Raw genomic sequence first — 26492 nt, 5'->3', positions numbered from 1 at the left:
TGAACCCAAATGAAACTTGAGGGTTCATTGTCCAATATTGTTCATGTTCATTATTCGTTCTATAAGTGAAGAATGACTGAATTTGATGCAAGAGGCCGTGCAGCGCAAAGCAATCGGGCAGGGCGCTTTGAAACTTTGCAACGTGACAGCATCGATGATGGCTGGGGCCGTGAGGCACCCTCTGTGTTGCGTACACATGTCAGGCTGGAACGCCCCCGCAGCGTCATAAGTTACAACCGTTCACCGGATTTGCCGTTTGACCGCGCCATCAACCCATACCGTGGCTGTGAACACGGGTGCGTTTATTGTTTTGCGCGTCCAAGTCACGCCTATCTGGGCTTGTCGCCCGGTTTGGATTTTGAAAGCCGTTTGATTGCACGCCCAGAAGCCCCGCAAATTCTTGAACGGGAACTGGCGGTCAAATCCTACAAAGTGGCGACGCTGGCTTTGGGGACCAACACTGACCCCTATCAGGCGCTTGAGAAAACCCATGGGATAACCCGCCGCATTTTGCAGGTTTTGCAAGCCTGCCAACATCCGGTTGCCATCGTGACAAAAGGGGCTTTGATTGAACGCGACATCGACATCTTAAAGGATATGGCAACGCGTAATCTGGTGCGTGTCGGTATCTCGGTCACCACGATGGACCCGAAACTGTCACGGTTGATGGAACCCCGCGCACCATCCCCCGCACGACGCTTGCAGATAATCGAACGCTTGGCGAATGCAGGCATTCCGGTGCGCATCATGGCTTCGCCCATGATACCTGCGTTGTCGGATCACGATCTGGAAGCCATTTTGGAAGCGGGACGTGACGCGGGTGCTGCACATGCGTCTTGGATTATGTTGCGTTTGCCGCGTGAAGTGTCAGAGCTTTTTCAGGAATGGTTGGGGACGCATTACCCTGACCGCGCGTCGCGTATTCTGGCGCGGTTGCGCGAAATGCACGGAGGGGCGCTTTATGATGCGGCATGGGGCAAGCGCATGCGCGGCGAGGGGCCGTATGCCGAAATGGTTGCCAAGCGTTTTGCGATTGCAGTGCGCCGGTTGGGGTTGCAGACGGAAGGGGCTGCATTGCGCACAGATCTGTTTCGCGCACCTGTTCTACCAGGTGCGCAAATGTCTTTCTTGTAAACCGCGTGTTTTAGGCTGAACGACGGCGGCGTGTGCGGCGTGGCGCAGGCGTGTCGTCGCCGGTGCCATCTGAGGCAGAAGAAAAATCGCCCAGTTTTGCGACGATTTCATCCAACGTTGGGGCTTCTTTCATGTCGCGCGTGTCCAGGGCCTCTCGCATAGCGGCAAGGTGTACTGGTTTTGTGCCACAGCATCCGCCAATGACACTTGCGCCGCATGCACGCGCCATTACGGCATAATCCGCCATCAACGCAGGCGTGCCATCGTAGTGAATATGCCCGTCAACATATTTGGGGATGCCGGCATTGCCTTTGGCGATAACCGGCAACACAGCGCCAGCGGCTTTAAAGCCAAGTGCTGTACGCAACAAATCTGAGGCGCCGGTTCCACAATTGGCCCCAAACCCCAAAGGCGCGTTTGTGAGTTCATTCACCATAGACACCATGTCGGCGCTGGTCATACCCATCATGGTGCGCCCGGCCGTGTCGAAACTCATGGTGCCACACCAGTCGATGCCCGCCAGCGCAAAACCTTCGGCCGCAGCACGGTATTCTTCTGGCGCCGATATGGTTTCAACCCAAGCCAGATCTGCGCCACCGGCTTTCAGCCCGTCTGCGGTTTCGTGAAACATTTCGACAGCCAAGGCGTGGGTCAGTTCCCCGATTGGCGCCATGATTTCCCCGGTTGGCCCGACGGATCCGGCAACGATGACTTTACGCCCCGATGTATCTGCCACTTCGCGCCCGATTTCCGCCGCGACCCGGCTCAGTTCATGTGCACGTTTTTCTGCGCCGTGCAGTTTCAGGCGCGACGCATTGGCCCCAAAAGAATTGGTAAGAAATACATCGCTGCCCGCATCTACTGCCCCCTTGTAAAGGGCATGGATTTTGGCAGGTTCATCGGTATTCCAAAGCTCCGGTGCATCGCCAGACATTAAACCCATGTCAAACAAGTTTGTTCCCGTGGCTCCATCCGCCAGCAAAACACCTTTTTCAGCAAGCATTTGGTTGAAAATATTTGGCATTGGCAGTCCATTCTCGCGTTTGTTCTGCTTCTGCTGTCATGATGCGTGTTGTGAGGCCAGTTCATAATTTTCATCAACATTATGAAAGTTGTGTATTGGGGCCCCGGGGAAAACAGGTTCGATTTGTGCGGGGTGGTGTACTTCGCGTGCGATGTCGGCCAACCCAAGCAGCAAACTGGGCTGGTTTTGGGCTGCTGCGTATCGGGGCTGCCAGCTTGGTGCGAAGGCAGATTTAAACTGGCGCAATCCTGGTCCCCCCGCGCGGGTCACGGCGATTTTAGCCGCCCATCGAAACATTGCACGAGACGGATCAGGGCAGGCGGGTGTCGCAGCAAGGCTGACCCGTGCGATCTGTGCGGAGGCTGCGGCCTGCACGGCATGTGTTACAAGGGCGTGCATGGTACCATCTGGCATTTGGTCCGTGTGGCGCATCACGTCCAAACACCATTCGTGCTTGCAGCGCTGAAACGTTGCAAAGGCGACCAAATCGTCATCGCAAAATGCCAAAGCAATAAAGTGGTCGGAAAGGTAGTCCGGACAAAAGCGCCCCATAGTCCCACCGCGTGCCGACCCGTGGGCGGTCTGCCACGCAGCATCGACATACGCCATCTGGGTCCATGGTGGATTTGTTGCGGACTGGATCATGACACCGGATTTCTTCGCAGCCCGAAGTTTGCGCCGTAACCCGCGTCGTGCCGGTGTGTCGAGATTGAACAAGACAGGCGTTAATAAAGCATCATCAGAGATATGCATAACAACCCACCCCCTGGCGCGTGCGATCGATGCCGTTTTGCTGTTGCTTTTGTAGATGAATGGCATGCGTCCGGTTGTTTGGGCTTCTGCGGTCAATGCAATTATGGCGGTTTGCGCATCGCCAACAATCGGATCGCAGAGTGCTGTAAGTGTTTGCCCCGTAGGCCAAACTGCAATTGCGCTTTTTGGGGCCGCCAGAATGTAGCCACCGTTCTGCTTGATAATCCCAAGTTCGGAATTTGGCGCGTCTGAAAGATTGGGGATAGGGTAGGGGACTTGGCGGGGTTTTGCGCCAAACGGAATGAACAAAGCCAGCAGAACACATGCGGCAGGACCTGCGTAGTAGACCAGTCGAAAAGCCACAATACTGGTCAGTAACGCATCGACTGGAATCTGCGGCAGCATCGTAAACAACGCAAGCTCAAAGGGTCCAACGCCGCCCGGTGTATTTGAAATCAACGCCGCCCCAAGCGCCAACAAAAACACTGGAATGAAACCGGCCCAGCCAATGGCGCTTTCAGGTGCAATGTCAGTTGGCAAAAGCACAAAAAAAGCAGCGGCGGCAGCAAATGTATCCATCTTTGCCCATAACAGCAAAGCCCCCGCTGATCGAAGTGTCGGAAACTGGAGCCGAACCCCGTCAAATCTGCGGGACAGTCGTTTGAAGTCGAATGCTGGAAAGCGGAACAAAAGCCACGCGAAAACTGGGGCTGCCAACAGTACGCCAACCGACGGCCAAAAGGCCCAATTCGGACCCTTCAGAACGATGCAAGCCAAAGCCGTGACCACGACCCAGCTGATCACGAAAGACAGCGACACAAACGCGGATATTTGGAACGCTTTGGGCAGGCTTAAGTCTGTTAGAATGCGCCACCGCGCGACTGCACCTGTGAACAACCCAAACCCCAGTGTTTGGGCCAAGGCAATGGCCATGGATCCGGTCCAACGGGCTTGATGATTGGGGATGCGTGTTTTGAAATGTGCATGCGCAACACCGTCATAGCGCCCCACGGCCCACAGGCTGATCACAGTCAGAGCAACCGATGCGACCCATGCCTGCCAAGTGATATGCGCCAATTGGGCGGGCAGCGCCATGACTGTGTCTAAAGTGATTTTGGTCGACAACAAATAACCGCAGCCCAGCAGAACTGCCAAAGGTACCGCGGCCCGCATAGTCTTTGGCAGGACGCGCTGTTTGATGATGGACATGGGGCTTTGGTCCCTTCGCTTGGCTTTTCCAAGCTAGGGGGCACCCGTCACCAACCCCTTAATTTTGCCCAAAAACCACTTGGGAAAACCCGTTTTGCGCGGGAACACCTTCGGGTTTTTCGCAACAATTTAACTTAATCAAATATTCAGGCCAAACAGCAGATTTGCATCACAGCAATTGGTCTTTTGCCTCGATCATCAGTGCAGTCATCTGGGCGCGGATCGTTTCCTCAGATGCGCGGTGCCCAAGATCGCCTGCCACTTTGCGAAAGACGTCTTCGTCGCCCGCTTCTTCAAAGTCGGCTTTCACCACCTCTTTGGCGTAGGCGTCTGCGTCGTCGCCGTCTTTTCCCATCAAGGCTGCAGCCCATAAGCCCAGAAGTTTGTTGCGTCGGGCTTCGACCTTAAATTGCATCTCGGCGTCATGGGCGTATTTGTTTTCAAAGGCATTTTCACGGTCATCAAAGGTGCTCATGTGGTTCTCCTTGGGTCGGTTCTTAAAAATATGGTAACGCTGAGGGGCTGCGGCAAGGGGGTTGCTTGCCCCAAACCCGCCCTTGGCGTATGAGAACGCCAGAATGGCGGGACTCACCGCCCAACCTTTGAAAGGACGCCCATGGCTCGGCGCAACAAAATCTACGAAGGCAAAGCAAAGATCATCTATGAAGGCCCAGAGGCCGGCACGATCGTGCAATATTTCAAAGATGACGCCACCGCCTTTAACGCGCAGAAAAAGGACGTCATTGAAGGCAAAGGCGTGTTGAACAACCGCCTGTGTGAATACTTCATGGTCGGTTTGAACCAGATCGGGGTGCCGACGCATTTCATCAAACGGCTGAACATGCGTGAGCAGCTTTGCAAATCTTGCGAAATCGTGCCTTTGGAAGTGATCGTGCGCAACTATGCAGCGGGCACAATGTCAAAGCGTCTGGGGCTTGAAGAAGGCACGCAACTGCCGCGCCCTATTGTTGAATATTGCTATAAAGACGACAGTCTTGGCGATCCGCTGGTTTCCGAGGAACATATCGCGGCCTTTGGTTGGGCAAGCCAGCAAGACATGGACGATATTTTGTCTTTGGCATTGCGGGTCAATGATTTCCTGTCCGGCGTCATGTACGGTGTCGGCATCAAGCTGATCGATTTCAAAATCGAGATCGGCCGCATCTATGACGGCGACTACCAGCGCTTGATTGTGGCAGATGAGATCAGCCCGGACAGTTGCCGGTTGTGGGACATGGAAACAGGCCAGAAGCTTGATAAAGACGTCTTCCGCCGCGATCTGGGCAATCTTGCTGATGCCTATACAGAAGTGGCGACGCGTTTGGGGGTTATGCCCAAAAACTCGACGCCCATTACAAAACCTACTTTGATCAACTGATCCCCTCTTAACCAACGACCATTCGGAGACGACTGACATGAAAGCACGTGTGCATGTGATGCTGAAAAACGGTGTTTTGGACCCGCAAGGCGAGGCCGTGCGCCACGCACTTGGCGCAATGGGGTTTGACGGCGTTGAAGGTGTGCGTCAGGGTAAAGTGATCGAACTGGATCTGGCCGACGGGGCCACCGAAGCGCAGGTCAACGACATGTGTGAAAAGCTGTTGGCCAACACAGTCATCGAATCCTACAGCGTGGAGATGGGCTGATGCACGCAGCGGTTGTTGTTTTTCCGGGATCGAACTGCGACCGCGACTTGGCGGTGGCCTTCGAGGCGGCAGGCGCCAAGGTGTCGATGGTGTGGCACAAAGACACGAAACTGCCTGACGGCGTCGATATTGTCGGCGTTCCGGGCGGTTTTTCGTTTGGCGACTATCTACGGTGTGGCGCGATTGCCGCGAACTCGCCCATCTGTCGTGAAATTGTCAGCCATACCGAAAAGGGTGGCTATGCCGTGGGTATCTGCAACGGCTTTCAGGTTTTGACCGAAACCGGTATTCTACCAGGGGCTTTGCTGCGCAATGCCGGGTTGAAGTACATCTGCAAAACTGTTGGTTTAAAAGTAGAAACTTCGCAAAGCGCCTACACCGAAGGGTACAACGCTGGGGATGTGATCGACATTCCAATTGCGCACCACGATGGCAACTACTTTGCTGAGGACGACGTGATTGCCCAGTTGAAAGGCGAAGACCGGATTGCCTTCACCTACACCGACACACCAAACGGCGCGAAAGCCGATATTGCCGGCATTCTATCTGCAAATCGTCGTGTTCTTGGCATGATGCCTCACCCGGAACGGGCAGCGGATGCGGGGCATGGTGGAACGGATGGACAGGCGCTTTTCCGCGCGTTGACGGGCGCGTTGACGCCCGCGTAACTTGAGACTGGGACTTAGGCGGGTTACGGTGCCTGCCATGGTCGGTGAACGCGTTTTCAGTAAGAACAAAGCCATCAGCTGGCGGGTGCGTCTGGCGCTTGTATTGTTGCTGGTGTTGGCTGTCGCCACAATATCCATCACCAACAGATTGTTGACGGACCGCTTCACTGAAACCACGCGCAACCGTGCGGAACTGCGTTTGGCGTTGTATTCCGGCAACCTGCAGGCTGAATTGCGTCAGAACTCTATCGTTCCGCAACTCTTGTCGCGTGATCCCACGTTGTTGGGGGCTTTGAATTCTTCGGACTATTCCCGGTCAACGCAGCGGTTGCTGTCTTTTGTGGAAGAAATCGGTGCGGCGTCTTTGATGCTTTTGGATCGCGACGGACGCACTGTGGCTGCAACGGACCGGAATTTGCTTGGGTCCAACCACGGATCTAAGCCTTATTTTCTGGATGCTTTACGCGGATCAGGGACGATTTTCACGGTGGGTCAGCGGGAAAGTGGCGGGTACAGGTTTACACATTCGCGACGCATGCAGGCGGGCGGAGACACTTTGGGTGTCATTCTGGTCGAGGTGGATCTGCAAAAATTCGAACGCGCTTGGGCGGGGATTTCGGATGCTTTGATCGTGACCGACAGCACCGGCACGATCATTTTGTCAACGGAACCGCGCTGGCGGGGGCGCACCGAAGAAGACGCCTTGGCGCGGCAAAACCCCCAAAGCGCCATTCAACGCGCCATTCAGGCGACCGCAGATTGGACGGCTTTGCCCCCCGACGCCTATGTGCAGGGCGAAGCTGTGATGCGGTTGGAAAACAAGATTCCGTTTCGGGGCTGGCGCATGAAATCATTCACCACCTACGCCTCTGTGCGCGAGCGGGTGAACGGGGTTTTGGCCATCGAGATTATGGGGTTTGCGATTCTGCTGGCGCTGGCGTTTTATTTCTTAAGCCGGCGCACGGCGGGGCGCATGGCATTTGTGCAGCGCGAGTCGGCAGAGCTTCGCCAGTTGAACGCGCGTCTACAGCGGGAAATCGCCGAACGACAAAGGGTGCAAGAGACCTTGGCCGTGGCCGAACAGACCCTTGAACAATCCAGCAAACTGGCGGCGTTAGGCGAAATGTCCGCAGCTGTTTCACATGAGCTGAACCAGCCGCTGGCCGCGATGAAAACATATCTTGCGGGGGCGCGTTTGTTGCTTAATCGCAATCGCCCGGATGAAGCACTTTCGTCCTTTGGTCGCATCGATGATCTGATTGAGCGCATGGGCGCCATCACCCGTCAGCTTAAGTCATATGCTCGTAAGGGCGCAGAGACGCTTTCCCCTGTAAACATGGCCGATGCGCTGGCGTCCAGCCTATCCATGATGGAGCCGCAACTGCGCCAGCGTCAGGTCGAAATCAGTCGTATTTTGCCCGATCAACCGGTGCTTGTCATGGGGGATCGTATGCGTATTGAACAGGTCATGGTGAACCTGTTGCGCAATGCATTGGACGCCACCAAGGCTGCCCGCCATCCGCATGTCGATATCATCCTGTCTGCTGGCGAAACCGCCACCCTGACGGTGCGTGACAATGGTGAGGGTATTGCGGACCTCGACAGCCTTTTTGAGCCCTTCTACACCACCAAGCAGCCCGGTGACGGCGTTGGGCTGGGCCTTGCCATTTCATCAGGCATCGTCAACGATTTGGGGGGACGTCTCACAGCCCGTGACGGTCAACATGGAGGGGCAGTGTTTGAAATGAAGCTTCCCATATTGACCGAACAAGAAGGCGAGATGATAGCCAAAACGATGCCACCTGCTGGCATGACCATGCACCCGTTTGGTAAAAATCAGGCGGCGGAATAGGAAGACAAAAGATCATGACCCAAGCTATGAAAATCGCGATCGTCGACGACGAACAGGATATGCGTCAATCCATCAGCCAGTGGTTGGCTTTGTCGGGCTACGACACAGAAACATTTGCCAGCGCGGAAGACGCGTTGAAAACCCTTGGTCCCGAATATCCGGGCATTGTCATTTCCGACATCAAGATGCCCGGCATGGACGGGATGCAGTTTTTGAAAAAACTGATGGGCCATGACAGTGCTTTGCCTGTCATCATGATCACCGGCCACGGTGATGTTCCGATGGCTGTTGAGGCTATGCGGGTCGGTGCATTTGATTTTCTGGAAAAGCCGTTCAATCCTGATCGCATGAGCCAATTGGCCAAGAAAGCCACCAACGCGCGTCGTCTTGTCATGGACAACCGTATGTTGCGCCGTGAGCTGTCTGACGGCGGCCAGTTGATGAAAAAACTGATTGGCCAATCGCCCGTCATGGAGCGTCTGCGCGAAGATATTCTGGACCTTGGTCAAGCTGATGGGCACGTATTGATTGATGGCGAAACCGGCACAGGCAAAACGCTTGTGGCGCATGCGCTGCATGCTGTGGGATCACGCGCTGGCAAGAAATTCGTGTTGGTCAATTGCTCTGCCCTAGAAGAAGAGGTGCTGTCGAAGCGCCTTTTTGGTCCGATGTTGCCCGAAGACACGCAATTGCCTGCTGTTGAAGAGGCCCGTGGTGGCACGCTTGTGTTGGAGGACATCGAAGCGCTGTCCGAAACCCTGCAGGCCCGCCTGCTGAGTGTCATCAACGATCAAGGCACCCCCGCAGAGACCCGCATAGTGGGCATTTCCAACATGCAAGAAGCGGGTCGCACATGCGAAGATGCATTGCGCCCTGATTTGTTCTACCGTTTGGCTGCATTGAAAATCACTGTTCCGCCGTTGCGCCAGCGTGGCGAAGACATTCTGACTTTGTTTACCCGTTTGAGTGAGCAGTTTTCAGAAGAATATGGTTGTGACGCCCCCAAAGTGTCTGCCCAAGAGGCCGCGCAGCTGTTGCAAGCCCCCTGGCCTGGAAACGTGCGCCAACTGATCAATGTAGCGGAACGCGCGGTGCTGCAAGAGCGTCGTGGGTCAGGCACCATCGCGTCACTGCTGATGTCGGATCACGAAGAAATGCAGCCCGTCATGACCACCGAAGGCAAGCCGTTGAAGGAATATGTGGAAGCGTTTGAACGCATGCTGATCGACAACACAATGCGCCGTCATAAAGGGTCCATCGCCTCTGTTATGGATGAGCTGTGTTTGCCGCGCCGTACTTTGAATGAAAAAATGGCCAAATACGGTTTGCAGCGCTCCGATTACCTATAGCCGCGTGGTGCAGTGAACTGCACCTTACATCTGTGTTTCTGATCTTGGGCGCAGGTTCCGGGGGGTGGCATGGGGCGCTGCCCCAAACCCCGAAGTATTTTGGGCGAAAGGAAACGGGACCAACCTGTGGCTGTCTTTGCCTTTTCCCTTTGGTGTCGAATATCTGTCTATGTCGGACATTGCCCATTGTATTTGGTTTGTGTTTCCACTTATCTAAAGGGATAGGTCGACTGACACGGTATCGCGTCAGCACCGATATATGAGTTTCGCTGTTCTGGACACCGGATGGCTGCGGCAAGGCCCAGTCCCCAAGACCAGACAGACCGATTGGACCCGGCGACGGGTCATGAGAACGCTGACGAAAATGATCTTTCATTTCGCGGCAAATAATGGATGCGCTGGCTGCAGGGGCTACCCCTGAAGCACTGCGCGTCGGAGAAGAAACGCGATGACGCGCGCGACGATATTGAGACACAGAGCAGGGGGCCTTTCGGCCTTCGCATGTGCTGCGCCGTCCCCAATCGCCCTGACAAGACACATCCCTAAAGTTGCCGCTCCTCCGGGGAGGCCGCTTCTACGTTTGTGCAAACGGACACCATGCCTAAGAAAATGCTTATCGATGCCACCCACGCGGAAGAAACGCGTGTTGTGGTTGTTGACGACAACAAGGTCGAGGAATTCGACTTTGAATCGGAAAACAAACGCCAGCTCGCTGGCAATATTTACCTCGCAAAAGTAACCCGTGTTGAGCCGTCCTTACAGGCGGCCTTTGTTGACTATGGCGGCAATCGCCATGGTTTCTTGGCGTTCAGCGAGATCCACCCTGATTATTATCAGATCCCCGTTGCGGACCGTGAGGCCCTGATGGAGGAAGAGCGTGCCTATGCCGAAGCGCAAAAAGCCCGCGAAGAAGAAGACGACAAGCCCAAACGTTCGCGGTCCCGCTCGCGTGGTCGGTCACGCAGCAAATCCAAAGCTGAAGATGTCGCGTCGGATGACGCCGTCGTCACGGCTGAGGTCGAAAGCGACGAGATCAAGGGCATGGAAACCATTGATCTGGACGATGCGTCCGAGGATGCGGGTGTTGTCGAAGAGGGCTCGTCTCCGATGGAGACAGTCAAGGAAACCCCTGTTGAGACCCCTGATGCGTCTGAAACAGAAGACGACGCACCCGTTGCTGACGTTTCTGACGAAACGGCAGAGGCCGCTGAAGACGACGATGCATCCGATGCTGAGGATGACGATGGCGAAGAAGCCAAAAGCGCCGACGCCACTTCCAAAGATGACAGCATCGAATCTGTTGCTGATGAAGACGACAGCGAAGACATTCGCCCGGTCCGCAAGCCGCGCCCACGTCGCTACAAAATTCAGGAAGTTGTCAAAGTACGTCAAATCCTTCTGGTTCAGGTTGTCAAAGAAGAACGCGGCAACAAAGGCGCTGCCCTGACCACATATCTGTCATTGGCAGGTCGCTACTGCGTCTTGATGCCAAACACGGCCCGTGGGGGCGGCATTTCACGCAAGATCACCAATGCAGCCGACCGCAAGAAACTGAAAGAAATCGCCAACGAAATCGAAGTGCCAACTGGCGCAGGTCTGATTGTGCGCACCGCAGGGGCCAAACGCACCAAGGCCGAGATCAAGCGTGACTACGAATATCTGCTGCGCCTTTGGGAACAGATCCGCGAGCTGACGTTGAAGTCCATTGCGCCCGCGAAAATCTACGAAGAAGGTGACCTGATCAAACGGTCTATCCGTGATCTGTACAACCGCGACATCGACGAGGTCTTTGTGGAAGGTGAACGGGGCTACCGCATCGCCAAAGACTTCATGAAGATGATCATGCCGTCGCACGCCAAAAACGTGAAGCGCTATGAAGACACGCTGCCCTTGTTCGCCCGCTATCAGGTGGAAAGCTATCTGGCAGGCATGTTCAATCCCACTGTGCAGCTGAAATCCGGTGGCTACATTGTGATCGGCGTCACCGAAGCGCTTGTGGCGATTGACGTGAACTCTGGTCGGGCCACCAAAGAGGGTTCCATCGAGGAAACCGCGACCAAGACCAACTTGGAAGCCGCTGAAGAAGTCGCGCGTCAATTGCGTCTGCGTGACCTTGCCGGTCTGATCGTCATCGACTTTATCGACATGGACGAGCGTAAGAACAACGCCGCTGTTGAAAAGCGCATGAAGGACAAGCTGAAAACGGATCGCGCACGCATTCAAGTAGGTCGTATTTCCGGCTTTGGCCTGATGGAAATGTCGCGCCAGCGTCTGCGTCCCGGTATGATCGAAGCGACAACACAGCCATGTCCAGCTTGCCACGGTACGGGTCTGATCCGGTCCGATGACAACCTTGCGCTGTCAATTTTGCGCCAGATCGAAGAAGAAGGCACCCGCCGTCGTTCTCGCGAAGTCTTGGTGCGTTGCCCGGTTGGCATCGCCAACTTCTTGATGAACCAAAAGCGTGAACATATCGCCCAGATCGAAGCGCGGTACGGCATGTCGGTGCGGATTGAAGGTGATCCAACGCTGATCAGCCCCGATTTTAGCCTTGAGAAATTCAAGACGGCGACACGCCGTGTGCCTGAAGCCTCTGCGGCGGTTGTGTCGGTTGATACATCCATTATGGACAAAATCGACGAAGCGGATGCCGCTGCCGCAGACAAAGCGGAAGCCGCTGAAATCGAAGCAGAAGCAAAAGAAAGCACGGACGGGACAGCACCTACAACTGACGATGGAGAAGCCAAACCCAAACGCCGCCGTCGTCGCCGTCGTCGTCGCAAATCGTCGTCCCAAGACGGCGAAAACGGGTCTGACGCAAATGCAGAAGACGCGCCCCCCGAGGGCGAAGGGACTCAAGCCGAAGCACCTGCAAAACCCGCAGACGCACCGGTAGAGGCGCAAGCTGAAGGCGCAACACCCGAAGAGACCAAGGCTGAAGCGCCGACATCTGATGCTCCGGCCTCTGAAGAGGTCGCAGCGGAAGAAAAGCCTGCGAAGCCGAAGCGCACGCGTGCGCCGCGCAAAACGGCGGCTCAGAAGGCTGCAGAGGCCGAAGCGAAAGTCGCAGCTGCGGACGGTGCAGAAGCAGCGCCTGAGGCAGAGGCGAAGCCGGAAAAGGCCGAAAAGCCGAAACGTGCCCGTGCGCCGCGTAAAACAGCGGCTCAAAAGGCAGCCGAGGCCGCAGCAGCGGCGGAAGCGGCACAAGCACCTGTTGTTGCGGAAAGTGCTGCAGAGGCTGCACCAGAACCGGTTGCAGAGATCACACCTGAGCCTGTTGTGGAAGCTGCCCCAGAACCTGTTGCTGAAACGCCAGCCCCGGCGCCGGAACCTGTTGTTGCACAAGCCGCACCAGAACCGGAGCCCAAAGCAGAAGAACCACCAAAGCCGAAACGGCGCGGGTGGTGGTCCTTGGGCTCCAAATAAGCTTTAATATGTTGTGACAGATAAAAAGGCGGATCCAGAAAGGATCCGCCTTTTTTCGTTGTGAAACCCGCGTCAAACCCGCAAAAAGCTAGCCTGCCTTGCGGATCACATAGGCTTGAACGCCATCCTGGTCGCTGCAAGACACCAACACGTGGCCGGCTTCCATACAGAACAGAGGCACATCAACAACAGCAGCAGGATCGTCTGCCAGCATGGTCAGCTGCGCACCGATCGCCAGCTTTTGCAGGCGTTTGCGGGCTTTGAGAACGGGAAGGGGGCACAACAACCCCAGCGCATCAAGTGTGTGTATGTCATCGGTCATAGAAGGCAGATAGGTCCAATGTTTCACCCTGTCCACAAGGTTGTGACCGGCATCTGCGTGACGCGTTGGAAATTATCGCCTAAGAGAGTGCCATGTTTGGAATAGAAATCATCGACGCAGGGCTTGTGCCTGCCATGCTTGTGGCTTTGACTGCGGGTATCATCAGCTTTCTCAGCCCCTGCGTACTGCCCATCGTGCCGCCTTATCTGGCCTACATGAGCGGGATGAGCGTGGGCGACATGACCAGTCAGGACGCCGACCGTCGCAAGACCATCGTGACGGCGCTGTTTTTTGTCATGGGCTTAAGCACTGTGTTTTTGATCCTTGGATTTGCAGCATCGGCTTTTGGGATGTTTTTCTTGCAAAATCAGATACTTTTTGCGCAAATCTCAGGTGTAGTGATCATCATTTTTGGCCTGCATTTTGTGGGGGTTTTCCGGATTCCGTTTCTAGACCAAGAGGCGCGGATTGAGGCGGGGGACCAGGGTGGCTCGTCGTTTGGGGCATATGTTCTCGGGCTTGCCTTCGCGTTCGGGTGGACACCATGCATCGGGCCGCAATTGGGTGCGATCCTGTCGTTGGCGGCCTCCGAAGGGTCCGTGGCGCGCGGCACATTATTGTTGGGCATTTATGCGGCCGGATTGGGCATTCCGTTTTTGCTTGCTGCCATTTTCATCAGCCGTGCCATGGGGGTGATGAACAAGATCAAGCGTCACATGGTCATGATCGAACGGTGCATGGGGGCGTTGCTGATTTTGGTGGGTCTTGCGATGGTCACGGGGGCCTTCACGTCGATGGCGTTCTGGCTGCTTGAAACCTTCCCTGCATTGGCTGAATTTGGTTGATCCCAAGCCCTAGTTTTGCCCCAAATTCTCGCTAAGATGCACCCGAACAAAGGTGCGTCTATGAGCAGTGACAGCCCACAATTGAACAAGCAGCCGGCACATAAGCAACCGGTCAAACGGCGCCGGGTGTTCTACATTCCGGGCTATGATCCTATTCATCCGCGTCGCTACCGCGAATTGTACCGATCAGAAGGGCGCGATCAGGCGCGCATCAGCGGCTATGACATCGCGTTGAAGCCCAAGGCGGGCAAAGGCAACTACGGCTGGCAAGTGGATGCGACCATCGACGGCGAAGACGTGCATGCGGATGTCGAAGTGCTTGTGTGGTCCGATATTGTGCGGGGCAGCATGGCCACGTCGATTCCGGCCACGTATTGGCAAATGATCCGCACCGCTTGGGAATACATTGGGTCTGGGGCGCTTTGGCGGTTGATGCGATTGCGCAAGGGGCCGGTGATCGCGGCCCTTTATCCTGTGGGCATGTTGATCGTGCAATTGCTGGTAGCACTTTTAGCCTTTTATGGTGCGGGCACAGTGATCGCAGAAGCCGCGATTTTGCTGGAAGAGGCCATTTATGGCCCTGTGGTTATCTGGCCGCGTTGGTTCGAAGAAACGCTTGTTTTGGCTGTCGCGGGCGGGTGCCTTGCCTTCTGGTTGGTGTTGCGTTGGTTCAAGAAAAACGACGGCAAGTTCTTTGTCTATTACCTGATGCATGACTATGCCTATTCGGCAGCGTCCAAGGGTGAAAACCCACCTGAGCTTGAAACCCGTATGGCGGAATTTCAGTCCACGATTGCGCAGGCCTTGCGGGATGACGTGGACGAGGTGCTGGTGGTTGGTCATTCCTCAGGTGCGCATCTGGGCGTCTCTATTCTATCGGATCTGATCCGGGCAGGGGCGGTTCCAAAGCAGGGACCAAAGCTGGCGTTTTTATCTTTGGGGCAGGTGGTGCCGATGGTGTCGTTTTTGCGCCACGCACATCGTTTGCGCGCTGATTTGCAGTTCTTGTCCGCGCAGGACGCATTGACGTGGGTGGATGTAACAGCGCCCGGTGACGGTTGCGCCTTTGCCTTGTGTGATCCTGTATCGGTGTCCGGTGTGGCCCCCGATAGCAAAATCTGGCCGTTGGTGTTTTCTGCGCGGTTCACACAAAGCCTAAGCCCCCAGCGTTGGAAGGCATTGCGTTGGAAGTTCTTTCGCTTGCACTTTCAGTACCTGTGCGCCTTTGATCGTCCTAAGGATTACGATTATTTCCAGATTACAGCCGGCCCCGTGTCACTGTCAGAGCGCTACAAGGATAGACCACCGTCGAAATCCCGCATTGATCATGCCGTGTCCAAATTCACGTCTGTGACGCCATGACCCAGCCCCCCAAACCCCCAAGCCGCCCTAACAAAGTGTCGCTTTGGCAGTATATGAAGCTGTTTCGACAGGATATTCTGTCGGCACAACCCACCCGGCTATACCGTGCCTGGATGGCAGAATTTCGTACGCCGTTCTTTCGCAGCTACATGGTGAACCAGCCAGAGCTTGTGAAAAAAGTGTTAAAGACCCGGCCTGATGATTTCCCTAAATCCGATAGGATCGGCGAAGGTTTGCGCCCGTTGCTGGGCAATTCGGTGTTTCTGACCAACGGCGACACATGGAAACGCCAACGCCGCATCATTGATCCTGCTTTCGAAGGGGGGCGCGTGCGCGAGACCTTTGGCGCGATGTGGGACGCGGCAGAAGCGGCGGCGCACAGGTTGGATGCGGTGGCGGGACAAACTGTCGAAATCGAAAGCGAAACCAGCCATGCCGCGGCAGATGTGATTTTTCGCACGCTGTTTTCCATACCCATCGAACACGCTGTAGCACGCGATGTGTTCGAGGAATTCCGCATCTACCAACGCAGTCAGCCCATTTTGAACATTGCGGCCTTCGTGCCGTTGCCGCGTTGGATGCCGCGTCTGTTTCGCCGTGATACGCGCGCCAGTGCTGCGCGTATTCGGGCGCTGATCACGCAATTGACCCAAACCCGAATGGCGGAAATCGATGCGGGCACTGCGCCTGCGGACTTGGCGACAAAGATCATGACCACAACGGATCCCGAAACGGGGGACCGGTTTGATACCGATGAGATGGTGGATCAGGTCGCGATCTTCTTTCTGGCAGGCCATGAAACCAGCGCGTCCGCTTTGGCATGGGCGCTGTATCTGATGGCGCAGTTCCCCGACTGGCAGGACCGGTTGGCTGCAGAAGCACAGGCGATGCAGGGCTGCGATTTTGCTGTGATGTCAAAGCTGCGCCTGTCGCGGGATGTGTTTCGCGAAACTTTGCGCTTATATCCACCGGTGCCAATGATGGTGCGCGAGACTACGTGCCCCGAGACGTTTCGCCAACGCGCCGTTCCAAAACACAGCCAAGTGGTGCTGAGCCCGTGGCATCTGCACCGCCATGAGCGACTGTGGGATCGGCCTGATGATTTTGATCCGGATCGCTGGAAGACAGAGAATGGCAAGCAATGTGGACGCGACGCGTATATTCCCTTTTCGGAAGGGGCGCGGGTTTGTCCGGGGGCCGGGTTTGCGATGATCGAAGGGCCTTTGTTGCTATCGCGTATATTGCGCGACTTCCGGATCAGCTATGAAGAAGACATGCCCCCTGTGCCTGTGGCGCATCTAACGGTGCGCTCCAAGTCGGGTATTCGTCTGAAGATTGTCCGCCGCTAACATATACCAATTCGGCGCGGGTTGAACTACACCCTGCGCAGACAAGAGGAATCAGGGGTACGACATGTCAGATTTGGACAAAAAACGCGCGCAAATGGCAACCGGAGCAGGCTTTATCGCGGCTTTGGATCAAAGCGGCGGGTCTACTCCGAAGGCGTTGGGATTGTACGGTGTGGACGCGAGCGTCTTCGATACTGAAGACGAAATGTTTGCCGAAATCCAGAAGATGCGCGAACGCATTATTTTGGCACCGGATTTCGACCAGTCCAAAGTCATCGGCGCCATTCTGTTTGAACGCACGCTTGCCGAGCAGATCAAAGGCAAGGCCGTTGCTGACTACCTGTGGGATGATTGCGGTGTTGTGCCATTTTTGAAAATCGACAAAGGTTTGGAAGACATCGCTGATGACTGTCAGGTGATGAAACCGATGCCGGGCCTAGAGGACGTTTTGGCCTCTGCCGCGCAAGGTGGGGTGTTTGGCACCAAAGAACGGTCCGTGATCCATGCCGCAAACGCTGCTGGCATCGAGGCCGTCGTAGCCCAACAATTCGACGTGGCCCGTGTGGTCATCGCTGCTGGTCTGGTGCCGATTGTAGAGCCGGAAGTGAACATCAACTCTGACAGCAAAGCGGAAGCTGAAGTGATACTGAAAGAGGCGCTGATGGCGCATGTTGGACGTTTGAACGCAGACCAGAACGTGATGCTCAAATTGACCATTCCGGAAATGCCCGGCCTATACGATGAACTTGCGGACCACCCCCGTGTGATGCGTGTCGTGGCGCTGTCGGGGGGGTATTCCACAGATGAAGCTTGTGCGCGGTTGTCCGAAAACTCAAAAATGATCGCAAGCTTTAGTCGTGCTTTGACCGAAGGGTTGCAGCGGGACATGGCGGATGCCGACTTTGACGCCGCGTTGGGGCAAAACATCGGGAAAATTTATCAAGCATCTGTGGCTTGATCGAAACGTGGGCCGGACACTTTGAAAGTGTCCGGATCGTTTTCTTTTAAAGAAAACGGGGCGTACAGCCGATGCACAGGTGATTGGTTGCAGATGATGATGATTTGGTCTTCGTTTGCGATCACTTGGAACCCACGCCGTGCGCATTCGCCTAGAAATCTGTTCATCCCTGCATAGCGTTCGATATCGCGGGCCTTGCGGCGGATAACAGCGCCCGATCTGGCCGCTTTGGAGCTGAACATGTCCAGCATCCAACGTTCTGGGCTAAGAGGGGACGGGGATCGCATCATCCTTCGATCAAAGCAATTCTAGGTTAAGACTTGCTTACCTCAGACAGAACAAAGACCCGGATCGAAGATGCCAGCCCCACCTCGGGGTCCCGCGCTGCATCTATTTCAGCAGCCAAAGCGTTGATCGGTACACCTTTTGTCGCGGCGATTTCACGAAAGGCCGTCCAGAAGGCGTCTTCTAGCGACACTGATGTTCGGTGTCCTTTCAACGTGAGCGAATGTTTGATGGGGCGTCCGCTCATGTGTCGCGCTTGTGATTGTCCAGGTGGCGTAGGGCTTTTTGGTCCGCGGCAACTTGGGTCGCTTTTTCAGCCTTGGTGCGCCCGTGCAGCGCCGCGTTTTCGTTTGCGCGGACAGATTTGGCCGCCCGCGCTTTTTGCTTTCGCACCCGATTTAAATTGACGGGTGCGCTCATTTACTTAGGCCCAACCATGTTTTCTGGGCGCACCACGCGCTCAAATGTTTCGGCGTCCACAAAGCCAAGTGCGATGGCTTCTTCTTTCAATGTGGTGCCGTTTTTATGGGCGGTTTTGGCAACTTTCGTGGCGTTGTCATAGCCGATCTCAGGGGCCAAAGCCGTCACCAGCATCAAGGATTCGCGCATCAATCTTTCGATGCGGTCCGCGTCGGCTTCCAAACCGTCTACCAGATTGTCAGTAAATGCGGACGCAGCGTCCCCCAAAAGTTGCATAGATTGCAACACGTTGTAGGACATCATGGGCTTGTAGACGTTCAACTCAAAATGCCCTTGCGATCCGGCAAAGCCCACTGCGGCATCGTTGCCCATAACGTGGATGCACACCTGCGTCAGTGCCTCGCATTGCGTGGGGTTCACCTTGCCCGGCATGATGGAGGATCCCGGCTCATTCTCGGGCAAGATCAATTCACCCAGGCCGCAGCGGGGCCCAGACCCCAACAAACGAATGTCGTTTGCGATTTTGAACAGGGATGCGGCCACTGTTTTCAATGCACCCGAGATTTCGACCATGGCATCATGGGCGGCCAAAGCTTCGAACTTGTTGGGGGCGGTCACAAAGGGCAGGCCGGTGATTTCGGCCATGTTTGCGGCGACCATTTCGCCCCATCCTTCTTTGGTGTTCAGGCCCGTGCCCACGGCGGTGCCGCCCTGTGCCAGTTCATAAATGCGGCCCAAGGCGTCTTTGACGCGCTGGATGCCCATCGCAACCTGATGGGTGTAGCCTGAAAACTCCTGACTAAGTGTCAAAGGCGTGGCGTCTTGGGTATGTGTGCGCCCGATTTTGATGATGCCATCAAACGCCTCGACCTTGGCTTGCAATGCCGCGTGCAGTTTTTCCAGACCGGGCAACAGAACGTCACGCGCGGTCATTGCGGCTGAAATGTGCATGGCTGTGGGGAAAGTATCGTTGGACGACTGCCCCATGTTGCAGTGGTCGTTGGGGTGCACGGGGTCTTTCGATCCGATCACGCCGCCCAGAATTTCGATGGCGCGGTTTGCGATGACCTCGTTAGAGTTCATGTTGGATTGTGTGCCTGACCCCGTCTGCCAGACCACCAACGGAAAGTTGTCGTCGAATTTACCCTCGACCACTTCGCCCGCCGCTTGCACAATGGCGTCGCCCAGTTTCGGATCCAAAGACCCTTGTGTCATGTTCGCTTGCGCACAAGCTTTTTTGATCACACCCAAGGCGCGCACGATAGCGATGGGTTGTTTTTCCCAGCCGATGGGGAAGTTGATAATAGAGCGTTGGGTCTGAGCACCCCAGTATTTGTCCGCAGGGACCTCTAAAGGGCCAAAGCTGTCGGTTTCTGTGCGGGTTTGGGACATGGGTGTGCTCCTGAATGCTGGTTTAGGCGCGGTTTACCGCCCCCACGCCTTCAAAGCAATTGTACTATTTGCGGAAGCTGTCCAAAGACACGACTTCGGCTTCTTTTACGTCTTCGCTTGCCGTGGGTGCAGAGGCAGGTGTTGCCGGTGCGGTGGGCAGAATGTCTGGCAAGCTGTTTTCTGTGGGCGTGTCGGACCCGTCTTCATCGTCTTCGTCCTGCGTCTCGAAGCGCAAGCCAAATTCAACGGACGGATCGACAAATGTTTTGATGGCGTCATAAGGCACATAAAGAGGTTCTGGCGCATCCCCGAAGTTCAGCGTCACACCAAACCCGTCGTCGCCCACTTCCAACTTGTCATACCAATGCTGCATCACGACCGTCATTTCACCGGGATACCGGTCCGAAAGCCAATCGGCCAGTTCGGCATCAGGGTGGTGGGTGTCGAAGGTGATGAAAAAATGGTGCGCGCCCGGCAAGCCGTTTGCGGCCACATCCGTCAGCACTTTTTTAATTAGCCCGCGCATGGCAGAGTGCATCAGATTGCCGTAGTCGATCGTGCCGGTCATCTTTGATCCCCTTAAGTCTTATGTTTACCATACCCCATTTCACGGGCGTGAAAAGGGGGCATGTGGATTAGAATAGGGACAGGCCAATCGCAACCGCAGCGCTGATGCCAAGCACTGTCAAAAGGCCAATTTTCAAACGCAACAAAAGGTAGGCCGCGATCAGGGTCAAACTAAGGGCGCTGTAGCTGATCGTGTCCAGTCGGGGCAGGGGGAGGGCGCCCCAGCGATGGATGTCAGCGAACATAACATGCAAGGCAAACCACAGCGAAAGGTTCAGGATCACCCCGACCACTGCGGCCGTTATGGATGAAAGGGCGGCGGCCAGTTTCGGTTTGGCGCCAAGCTGGTCTATGAAAGGTCCCGCCAGAAATATCCAAAGAAAACAGGGAATAAATGTCACCCAAAGTGCAAGGCCTGCTGCCGCCAGTGCCTGACCCAATCCCCCTTGGGCATATCCCGCCAAAAAAGCCACAAATTCGGTCACAAGGATCAAAGGCCCCGGCGTGGTTTCAGCCAACCCCAAAGCATCAATCATCTCGCGCGTGCTGATCCATCCGAAATCCTGCACCACTGATTGGGTCATATAGGCCAAAACGGCGTAGGCCCCGCCAAAAGTGACAACGGCAAGTTTTGAGAAAAACAAGGCAATCTCGGTCAGAAACGCCTGATCTGTTAGCCAAAGAGCCAGTATAGGAGCAAGCCACAAGCCGCCCCATACCAAAATGCTACGCAGCGAATGGCCGCGTGTCGGGCCTGTGGTTGGGGGCTGAGAGGCTGTGGCGTTGGCAGTCAGATACCCCCAAAGCCCTGCGATCGCGATTAAAATTGGAAACGGAAGCCCGAATGAAAACAACGCCACAAAGGCCAAGGCCGCCAAGGCCCAATCGGCGCGGGTGTTCAGCGCCTTGCGGCTCATCCGAAGCAAAGCTTGCAAAACCACGCAGATGACCGCGGCTTTGACCCCCACAAAGGCAGCTTGCACCAGCGGAACTTGTCCAAAGGTCACGTATCCCCAAGCCAGACCCGCCACGATTAACGCGCCGGGCACAACAAAAAGCAGCCCAGCCATCAACCCACCCAAGGTGCCGCGCAACCGCCACCCTGCATAGGTTGCAAGTTGCATGGCTTCGGGGCCGGGAAGCAACATGCACAGTGACAAAGCACGCAGAAAGTCCTGTTCGGACATCCAGGCACGCCGCTCGACCAGTTCGTCGTGCATCAGCGAAATTTGTGCCGCGGGCCCACCAAATGACAGCAGCCCGATGCGCCCGAAAGCGCGTAAAAATGTGGCAAGAGCAACCGATTGTGTCATGTGCGATCCCCGGACCAGTCGTGGGTTTCGTTTTGTCCGTCCCGCGCCCAGCGGTAAAGCGCATCATATAGTGCAAGGCCAGCTTCCATTTGGGCATTGTCGTCACGGTACTGCCGTGACAACCCGACAGACAGCGCCAGAAGACCTGCGGCTTGGGGGCTTTGATCCAGTTTATTGGTGTCGGCGGCGCACACCACGGTTGCGATACGATCCAACGCGTCGGTGCGAAGATTGAAGGTATCAAGCATTTTGTCGAAGGTGCATTTTGGGCCGTCATGGGTCCAATAGACGCCTTCGACATCGAAAGGCGTGGCCTCAAAACGCTGTGCGACGCCCGCGACTTCCGCAGGAGACACAAACAAAAAACGGGCGTTCGGATCGACAAAGCGCCGGATCAGCCACGGGCAAGCGATGCGGTCAATTTTTGGGCGGTGCCGCGTGACACAAAGGGTGGTTGGGCCCGCCGTGACGGGCAATGCTGCAAAGGGCACACGGGGGGCGCCTGCGTGGGCACGCCAGCCATAATTTCCGCCCTGCAGGTATTGGGAAGACAAGCCTTCGCTGCGCAACCACGCACTGACACCTTGGCTTAGTTTGATGCCTTTTTGGCATACCATGATGCTGTGTCGGCCACTTAGTTTTGCCATCAACCCTGCAATATCGGTGTGGGCATGCCGTATCGCACCAGGGATCAGCATGGGATCGTCTTCGAAGTCCTCCGGGATTGAAATATCGACGATTACAGGGACATCGGGTGTGCCGATTTTGCGTAGCAATTGGGCCGGTGTAATTTCATTTGGGGCAGCCATAAGCATGCATCCTTTAAACAAGGGAAACATGCGACACTTGGGCTGACGCCTCACGGGGTGTTCGCAATTGACCCCATGCATCATTGGTACCTGTTGGCTGGTCAAAAGGTCAATCTATGGCGTGCAAAAAAACGGGCTTTTCCAAAGCGGGCAGGTTGGAAAGGGCGGGTATAGTTCATGGACTGGAAGGTTCGAGGTCGCGTTGGTTTTCGGCGTCAAAAGCTTTGTAAAATGTCTGTTGTCAATTCAGGCGGGTCCCACCCATCAAAAGCTCAAGAGAGTTTTCCGGCAGAAGCCCGATCTGTTCAAAGAACTGCAGAAAGTCGAATTGCGGATAGTTTTCGATCATTTTGTCTTTTGTGAACCGCAGCATAATGTGTTGATGGGCCTTCACGGGTTGGCCAGTATCCAAGCGGCGGCACTCAATCACCAAAAACGCGCTGATCCAATCGCCTTCTTCAATCGATTTTATGATTTTGACGTCGATGTCCGTCACATAGCTGCGTATGATCCCAACCCATTCACAGATTTCGCCGGGTTCGATCCGGCGGTCCGGCAACAGTCTGTCTGCATCACTTGTTAAATCGAAATATGCGTCGATCGCGTCAAGGTTGCCGCGTTCCCAAACGTCTTTGTAATAGCGCTTTAGAATGTCGTGTTTGTTTTCCAAAGGCTTGCCATTTGTCCGCTGCTGTTGAGACCAGAGATAAAGTCAAGCTGTTAAAATTGTTTAAACAACCTATCGGAGAGCAATGGGTGGTGGAAAACGCTTTGGTAGATCTGAAGGGAAGAAGGGAAAGTGCAGGTTTCTGTTGCCAGGTACCTGCGAACCCCGCCTTAGATCGCTAAACCCAAGGAGTTAAGTTTCAGAAGCTGAAACCGCTTACGCGGCCATCGCTACTGGAGCACGATTGTCATTTGCAATTGTACAGTTTTCGCCGATAACGGTGGCAGACAGCCGAGACAAAGCTAACCCCTTTAGACGTTCGTCGATCCTGTTTCGACCCCATGATCCTCAAATGAAGGATGTTTGGTGGAGTCGCCGGGTACCGCCCCCGGGTCCGATCCGCTTATGACGAGCGCGTTTATGTCCATAGTCCCGAAGGACATTGTCTATATAGGAAAGGTTTGTCCGGGTTGCAAATGCTGGAAGCCTCCGGCGGAGGTTTATTTTGCGAGATGAAGATGGATCACAGGTTTGCGCCTATCATCCATGCAGCCAAAGCGGCTTCTATCCCGCCGAAAATAAGTACTTTTTTGATCGGTGGCTTGTCCAGAAAAAGCGATACCACGCGACCCGTTGCAGCCCCCGCGAAGGCAAAACCGATCATCGCATAGGCTATTGGTGTGCCGATTAACAAGGCCGCAATCCCTGCTGCTACAAAAAGCCCCCCCACAGAAGCGCGCATTTCGCTAAGCCCCATTGTGGAATGGGTTGGTTCCAGATCAAGTGCGCTGGCGGTGTAGCGCGGTGCGAGAAACCCAAAAAGCCCAAAGACAATTGTGAGCAGGGCTGCGATGATGTTTATGGTGTCTATCATGCTGCAGTACCTAGCAGCGTCGCGCAAAGAGGCAAGCTATGACCAACCGCAAGTTAACATCCGTTTTTGAGATTACGGGGTCGGTTTCGGCAATGATCTACGCGTTGCTGATTGCATCCAACACAGGCAACGAGGTTTTGGGGTTTTCGCTGTTGTTCATTTCGGCGTCACTGTTTGCCGCTTGGGCGGTGATTGACCGGCGCTGGACGTTTTTGCTGTTGCAGGGGTTTTATATGGCGTCTGCGGTGATTGGATTGGTGCGGTGGGGCGAGTGGTGAGTTTGTCGATGTGCGAAGGGAACTTGATGGAATATTTTGAACCTGAAAAAATTGAACGCACTCAGTTGTTAAATTCTGTTTCAAATTCTGAATCTTATGTGGAAGTTATCGAGGCTGCGCTTTCTGCGATTTACTATCAAGAGACAGAGTTCGCGGGCCGTATATTGCTAATAGCGCTAAAAAGAACACATGGGCCAGACCGTGAGTATGCGTTGAATGTTATAGAAACGTTTATGGTAATTCATCAGACAGACTTACTTGGCGCTGAGTTTCTTGCTGAAATTGGCAAAACAGACTTGGCAGCACCTCACAAGAAAGAGCTCGAGGATAGCGTTCGCGAATACATGAGGATGTATGCTCAGAAATAGTTGGCTCTTGAGGCTTAGTGTTTTTCACGCGCGGCAAACACACTTTGCGCCAACGCCTGCGTTTCCACCTCAAGCGCTTTCAATGCATCAAACGTAGCATCCGCATCCTGTTTTTCCAAAGCATCCGCAATGTCCGTGTGCAGCGCCACAATGCGGGCGCGGTCGCGGGCTGTGAACGTGATCATGTTCATCAAGGGCTGCATCGCCTCAACTGCGCCTGCCAATTGGTAGCTGAGCACCGGATTGCCCGCGCCATCGACCAAAGCACGGTGGAACGACACATCCGAGGCGCAGAACGCCTCGTCCGTCAGCCCCGGTTGCCCTTGGCGGTGGATTTCGGCGCGCATGGTGGCAAGATGATCGGGGCTGCGGCGTTTGGCAGATAGGGGCGCGCAGGAGCGTTCCAATGCATAGCGGGCCTCGCAGGCGGTTTCAAAGCTGACGGCGTTCATGGACAGCAGCAGCGTTGAGGTGGTGATTTGCTGGGGGTAGGCCTCTTCAAAGCTGAGTTTGTTGACGAATGCGCCCCCCGTGGCGCCGCGTTGCGTGCGGATCAGGGATTGGGCGGCGAGACGTTTGAGGGCTTCGCGCACGGTGGGGCGGGAGACGTCGAACTGGTCGGCAAGCTCTGCCTCTGACGGCAAGCGTTGGTCCACGATCAAAGCACCCGACACGATACTATCGCGTATGGCTGAGGCGATTTGTGCCGACAGATCAGCAGCGGAATTTGGGTCTATTTTCATTTGTCTTACATTTAATGTTTGACGCAGACTTTAATTGTCTGGCATTTGATTGGCAACCGTATCTGAGTCGCTTACCAGGAAGGGTCCGCGATGTCTCATGTTGTCCGCTCTGGCCTGTGGTTGGCGTTTTTTGCCGCGATCTTGTTGTCGTGGTGGATGATGTACGCGATGAGCGTCGATATGGACCTTGATTGGATCGGACGCCCCGGTGAGATGGGGCAGCGCATGGCGGCGATGGATCCGCGTATGCCGATGTATATGCCCATGGCAAATTTTGGACCACTGTTTGCGATGTGGGCCATTATGATGGCCGCGATGATGTTTCCGACGATGGTGCCGACGCTGCGGTCTTATGAGGATTTGATGTCTTCGGCAGATGGCACGCGGGCAGGGTGGCTTGGCGTTTTGCTGGGGTATTTCGTGGTGTGGGTGGCCTTTGCGGCGCTGATCACGGCCGTTCAGTTGGGACTGCTGTTTGGCGGTGTCATCGACATGTTGGGGATCGCGAAATCGCCATGGTTCACAGCCACTTTGCTTTTGGTCGTGGGCGGCTTTCAATTCACACGCGCCAAAGAAATCTGCCACGGCGTTTGCCATTCCCCGATGATGTATTTTCTGGGTCATTGGAAAACCGGATTTGCAGGCGGCATGCGTATGGGGTTGGGCCTTGGTGTGTTTTGCGTTGGCTGCTGCTGGGGGTTTATGGTGCTTGGATTTGTTGGCGGCGTGATGAGCCTGCTTTGGATGGGCGCTGCGACATTTTTTATGGTACTCGAAAAATTGCCCCAGATCGGGCATAAGGTGACAAAACCTATGGGTGTGGTCTTGGTTGTGGCTGGATTGGCTGTGGCTGGTAACACTTTGATTTCAGGAGGATAA

General features: G+C 55.2%; 28 protein-coding genes and 1 other RNA gene. 14 read left to right on the top strand and 15 right to left on the bottom strand.

Annotated features, from left to right (window positions below):
- Positions 1–72 precede the first annotated feature (72 nt).
- The gene (locus tag ABJL60_RS06825; RefSeq protein ID WP_348373640.1) at positions 73–1134 is read left to right on the top strand and encodes a PA0069 family radical SAM protein; all 1062 of its coding nucleotides are present in this window, start codon (positions 73–75) and stop codon (positions 1132–1134) included.
- Positions 1135–1144: 10 nt separating this feature from the next.
- Here the strand turns inward: ABJL60_RS06825 and bmt are convergent, their stop codons facing one another.
- From bmt to ABJL60_RS06810, 3 genes are all read right to left on the bottom strand, one after another.
- Complete coding sequence (bmt, locus tag ABJL60_RS06820; protein WP_348285422.1) at positions 1145–2158, bottom strand: betaine--homocysteine S-methyltransferase; 1014 nt, start codon at positions 2156–2158, stop codon at positions 1145–1147.
- 36 nt (positions 2159–2194) lie between these two features.
- Entirely contained in the window at positions 2195–4120 is a 1926-nt protein-coding gene (locus ABJL60_RS06815; protein ID WP_348373639.1) for a phosphatidylglycerol lysyltransferase domain-containing protein, read from the bottom strand.
- A gap of 169 nt (positions 4121–4289) precedes the next feature.
- A complete protein-coding gene (locus tag ABJL60_RS06810; protein ID WP_348373638.1) occupies positions 4290–4595 on the bottom strand; it encodes a DUF1476 domain-containing protein in 306 nt (101 codons plus the stop codon).
- Positions 4596–4736: 141 nt separating this feature from the next.
- On the opposite strand from ABJL60_RS06810, the gene purC reads away from it, so the two are divergent.
- The 6 genes from purC to ABJL60_RS06780 all read left to right on the top strand — a co-directional run bounded on the left by purC (position 4737) and on the right by ABJL60_RS06780 (position 13061).
- Positions 4737–5498 (top strand): phosphoribosylaminoimidazolesuccinocarboxamide synthase, encoded by a 762-nt coding sequence (purC, locus tag ABJL60_RS06805; protein WP_348373637.1) that lies wholly within the window; start codon positions 4737–4739, stop codon positions 5496–5498.
- A gap of 37 nt (positions 5499–5535) precedes the next feature.
- Positions 5536–5766 (top strand): phosphoribosylformylglycinamidine synthase subunit PurS, encoded by a 231-nt coding sequence (gene purS / locus ABJL60_RS06800; protein ID WP_348285426.1) that lies wholly within the window; start codon positions 5536–5538, stop codon positions 5764–5766.
- A complete protein-coding gene (gene purQ, locus ABJL60_RS06795) occupies positions 5766–6434 on the top strand; it encodes a phosphoribosylformylglycinamidine synthase subunit PurQ (protein ID WP_108828234.1) in 669 nt (222 codons plus the stop codon). Before purS ends, purQ begins: the two co-directional genes overlap by 1 nt.
- Positions 6435–6471: 37 nt before the next feature.
- Complete coding sequence (locus ABJL60_RS06790; protein ID WP_348373636.1) at positions 6472–8286, top strand: ATP-binding protein; 1815 nt, start codon at positions 6472–6474, stop codon at positions 8284–8286.
- A 14-nt stretch (positions 8287–8300) separates the two neighbouring features.
- Positions 8301–9635: a sigma-54 dependent transcriptional regulator gene (locus tag ABJL60_RS06785; protein ID WP_348285428.1), complete on the top strand. Its 1335-nt coding sequence runs from the start codon at positions 8301–8303 to the stop codon at positions 9633–9635.
- A gap of 597 nt (positions 9636–10232) precedes the next feature.
- On the top strand, positions 10233–13061 hold the full coding sequence (locus ABJL60_RS06780; protein WP_348373635.1) for an Rne/Rng family ribonuclease: 2829 nt from the start codon (positions 10233–10235) through the stop codon (positions 13059–13061).
- Between the two features lie 88 nt (positions 13062–13149).
- Here the strand turns inward: ABJL60_RS06780 and ABJL60_RS06775 are convergent, their stop codons facing one another.
- Complete coding sequence (locus ABJL60_RS06775) at positions 13150–13383, bottom strand: sulfurtransferase TusA family protein (RefSeq protein ID WP_348373634.1); 234 nt, start codon at positions 13381–13383, stop codon at positions 13150–13152.
- A gap of 92 nt (positions 13384–13475) precedes the next feature.
- Here ABJL60_RS06775 and ABJL60_RS06770 point away from each other — a divergent pair, with 92 nt between their 5' ends.
- From ABJL60_RS06770 to ABJL60_RS06755, 4 genes are all read left to right on the top strand, one after another.
- Entirely contained in the window at positions 13476–14228 is a 753-nt protein-coding gene (locus ABJL60_RS06770; protein WP_348285431.1) for a cytochrome c biogenesis protein CcdA, read from the top strand.
- Positions 14229–14288: 60 nt separating this feature from the next.
- Complete coding sequence (locus ABJL60_RS06765; protein WP_348373633.1) at positions 14289–15590, top strand: hypothetical protein; 1302 nt, start codon at positions 14289–14291, stop codon at positions 15588–15590.
- Complete coding sequence (locus ABJL60_RS06760; RefSeq protein WP_348373632.1) at positions 15587–16939, top strand: cytochrome P450; 1353 nt, start codon at positions 15587–15589, stop codon at positions 16937–16939. The genes ABJL60_RS06765 and ABJL60_RS06760 overlap by 4 nt, the downstream gene beginning before the upstream one ends.
- 64 nt (positions 16940–17003) lie before the next feature.
- Positions 17004–17897 (top strand): fructose bisphosphate aldolase, encoded by an 894-nt coding sequence (locus ABJL60_RS06755; protein WP_348285434.1) that lies wholly within the window; start codon positions 17004–17006, stop codon positions 17895–17897.
- Here the strand turns inward: ABJL60_RS06755 and ABJL60_RS06750 are convergent.
- The 10 genes from ABJL60_RS06750 to ABJL60_RS06705 form a co-directional block, all read right to left on the bottom strand.
- A complete protein-coding gene (locus tag ABJL60_RS06750) occupies positions 17879–18139 on the bottom strand; it encodes an aspartate aminotransferase (RefSeq protein WP_348373631.1) in 261 nt (86 codons plus the stop codon). The two genes, ABJL60_RS06755 and ABJL60_RS06750, sit on opposite strands and share 19 nt — an antisense overlap.
- 71 nt (positions 18140–18210) lie before the next feature.
- Entirely contained in the window at positions 18211–18429 is a 219-nt protein-coding gene (locus tag ABJL60_RS06745) for a ribbon-helix-helix domain-containing protein (RefSeq protein WP_348373630.1), read from the bottom strand.
- On the bottom strand, positions 18426–18602 hold the full coding sequence (locus ABJL60_RS06740; protein ID WP_348373629.1) for a DUF4169 family protein: 177 nt from the start codon (positions 18600–18602) through the stop codon (positions 18426–18428). The genes ABJL60_RS06745 and ABJL60_RS06740 overlap by 4 nt, the downstream gene beginning before the upstream one ends.
- Entirely contained in the window at positions 18603–19994 is a 1392-nt protein-coding gene (gene fumC / locus ABJL60_RS06735) for a class II fumarate hydratase (protein WP_348285438.1), read from the bottom strand.
- Positions 19995–20058: 64 nt separating this feature from the next.
- Positions 20059–20562 carry a ClpXP protease specificity-enhancing factor SspB gene (locus ABJL60_RS06730; RefSeq protein ID WP_348285439.1) on the bottom strand — a complete coding sequence of 168 codons (504 nt, stop codon included), beginning with the start codon at positions 20560–20562 and terminating at the stop codon, positions 20059–20061.
- Positions 20563–20629: 67 nt separating this feature from the next.
- The gene (gene chrA, locus ABJL60_RS06725) at positions 20630–21874 is read right to left on the bottom strand and encodes a chromate efflux transporter (RefSeq protein ID WP_348373628.1); all 1245 of its coding nucleotides are present in this window, start codon (positions 21872–21874) and stop codon (positions 20630–20632) included.
- Positions 21871–22683 carry a sulfurtransferase/chromate resistance protein gene (locus ABJL60_RS06720; protein ID WP_348373627.1) on the bottom strand — a complete coding sequence of 271 codons (813 nt, stop codon included), beginning with the start codon at positions 22681–22683 and terminating at the stop codon, positions 21871–21873. The genes chrA and ABJL60_RS06720 overlap by 4 nt, the downstream gene beginning before the upstream one ends.
- A 241-nt stretch (positions 22684–22924) precedes the next feature.
- Positions 22925–23353 carry an ester cyclase gene (locus tag ABJL60_RS06715; protein WP_348285442.1) on the bottom strand — a complete coding sequence of 143 codons (429 nt, stop codon included), beginning with the start codon at positions 23351–23353 and terminating at the stop codon, positions 22925–22927.
- Between the two features lie 128 nt (positions 23354–23481).
- Positions 23482–23830, bottom strand: a transfer-messenger RNA (tmRNA) gene (ssrA, locus tag ABJL60_RS06710).
- Between the two features lie 43 nt (positions 23831–23873).
- Positions 23874–24224 (bottom strand): DUF4345 family protein, encoded by a 351-nt coding sequence (locus tag ABJL60_RS06705; RefSeq protein WP_348373626.1) that lies wholly within the window; start codon positions 24222–24224, stop codon positions 23874–23876.
- A 38-nt stretch (positions 24225–24262) separates the two neighbouring features.
- Between ABJL60_RS06705 and ABJL60_RS06700 the strand changes: the two genes are divergently transcribed.
- Both ABJL60_RS06700 and ABJL60_RS06695 read left to right on the top strand, forming a co-directional pair.
- Complete coding sequence (locus ABJL60_RS06700; RefSeq protein WP_348373625.1) at positions 24263–24502, top strand: hypothetical protein; 240 nt, start codon at positions 24263–24265, stop codon at positions 24500–24502.
- A 26-nt stretch (positions 24503–24528) separates the two neighbouring features.
- Positions 24529–24870 carry a hypothetical protein gene (locus ABJL60_RS06695; RefSeq protein ID WP_348373624.1) on the top strand — a complete coding sequence of 114 codons (342 nt, stop codon included), beginning with the start codon at positions 24529–24531 and terminating at the stop codon, positions 24868–24870.
- A gap of 14 nt (positions 24871–24884) precedes the next feature.
- Here the strand turns inward: ABJL60_RS06695 and ABJL60_RS06690 are convergent, their stop codons facing one another.
- Complete coding sequence (locus tag ABJL60_RS06690; RefSeq protein ID WP_348373623.1) at positions 24885–25613, bottom strand: FCD domain-containing protein; 729 nt, start codon at positions 25611–25613, stop codon at positions 24885–24887.
- Positions 25614–25703: 90 nt separating this feature from the next.
- Here ABJL60_RS06690 and ABJL60_RS06685 point away from each other — a divergent pair, with 90 nt between their 5' ends.
- Positions 25704–26492 (top strand): DUF2182 domain-containing protein, encoded by a 789-nt coding sequence (locus ABJL60_RS06685; protein WP_348373622.1) that lies wholly within the window; start codon positions 25704–25706, stop codon positions 26490–26492.

It is taken from the genome of Ascidiaceihabitans sp. (assembly GCF_039986515.1).
Lineage (GTDB): Bacteria > Pseudomonadota > Alphaproteobacteria > Rhodobacterales > Rhodobacteraceae > Ascidiaceihabitans.
The sequence above is the reverse complement of the archived record's forward strand: the minus strand, read 5'-3'. Positions and strand labels throughout refer to the sequence as shown.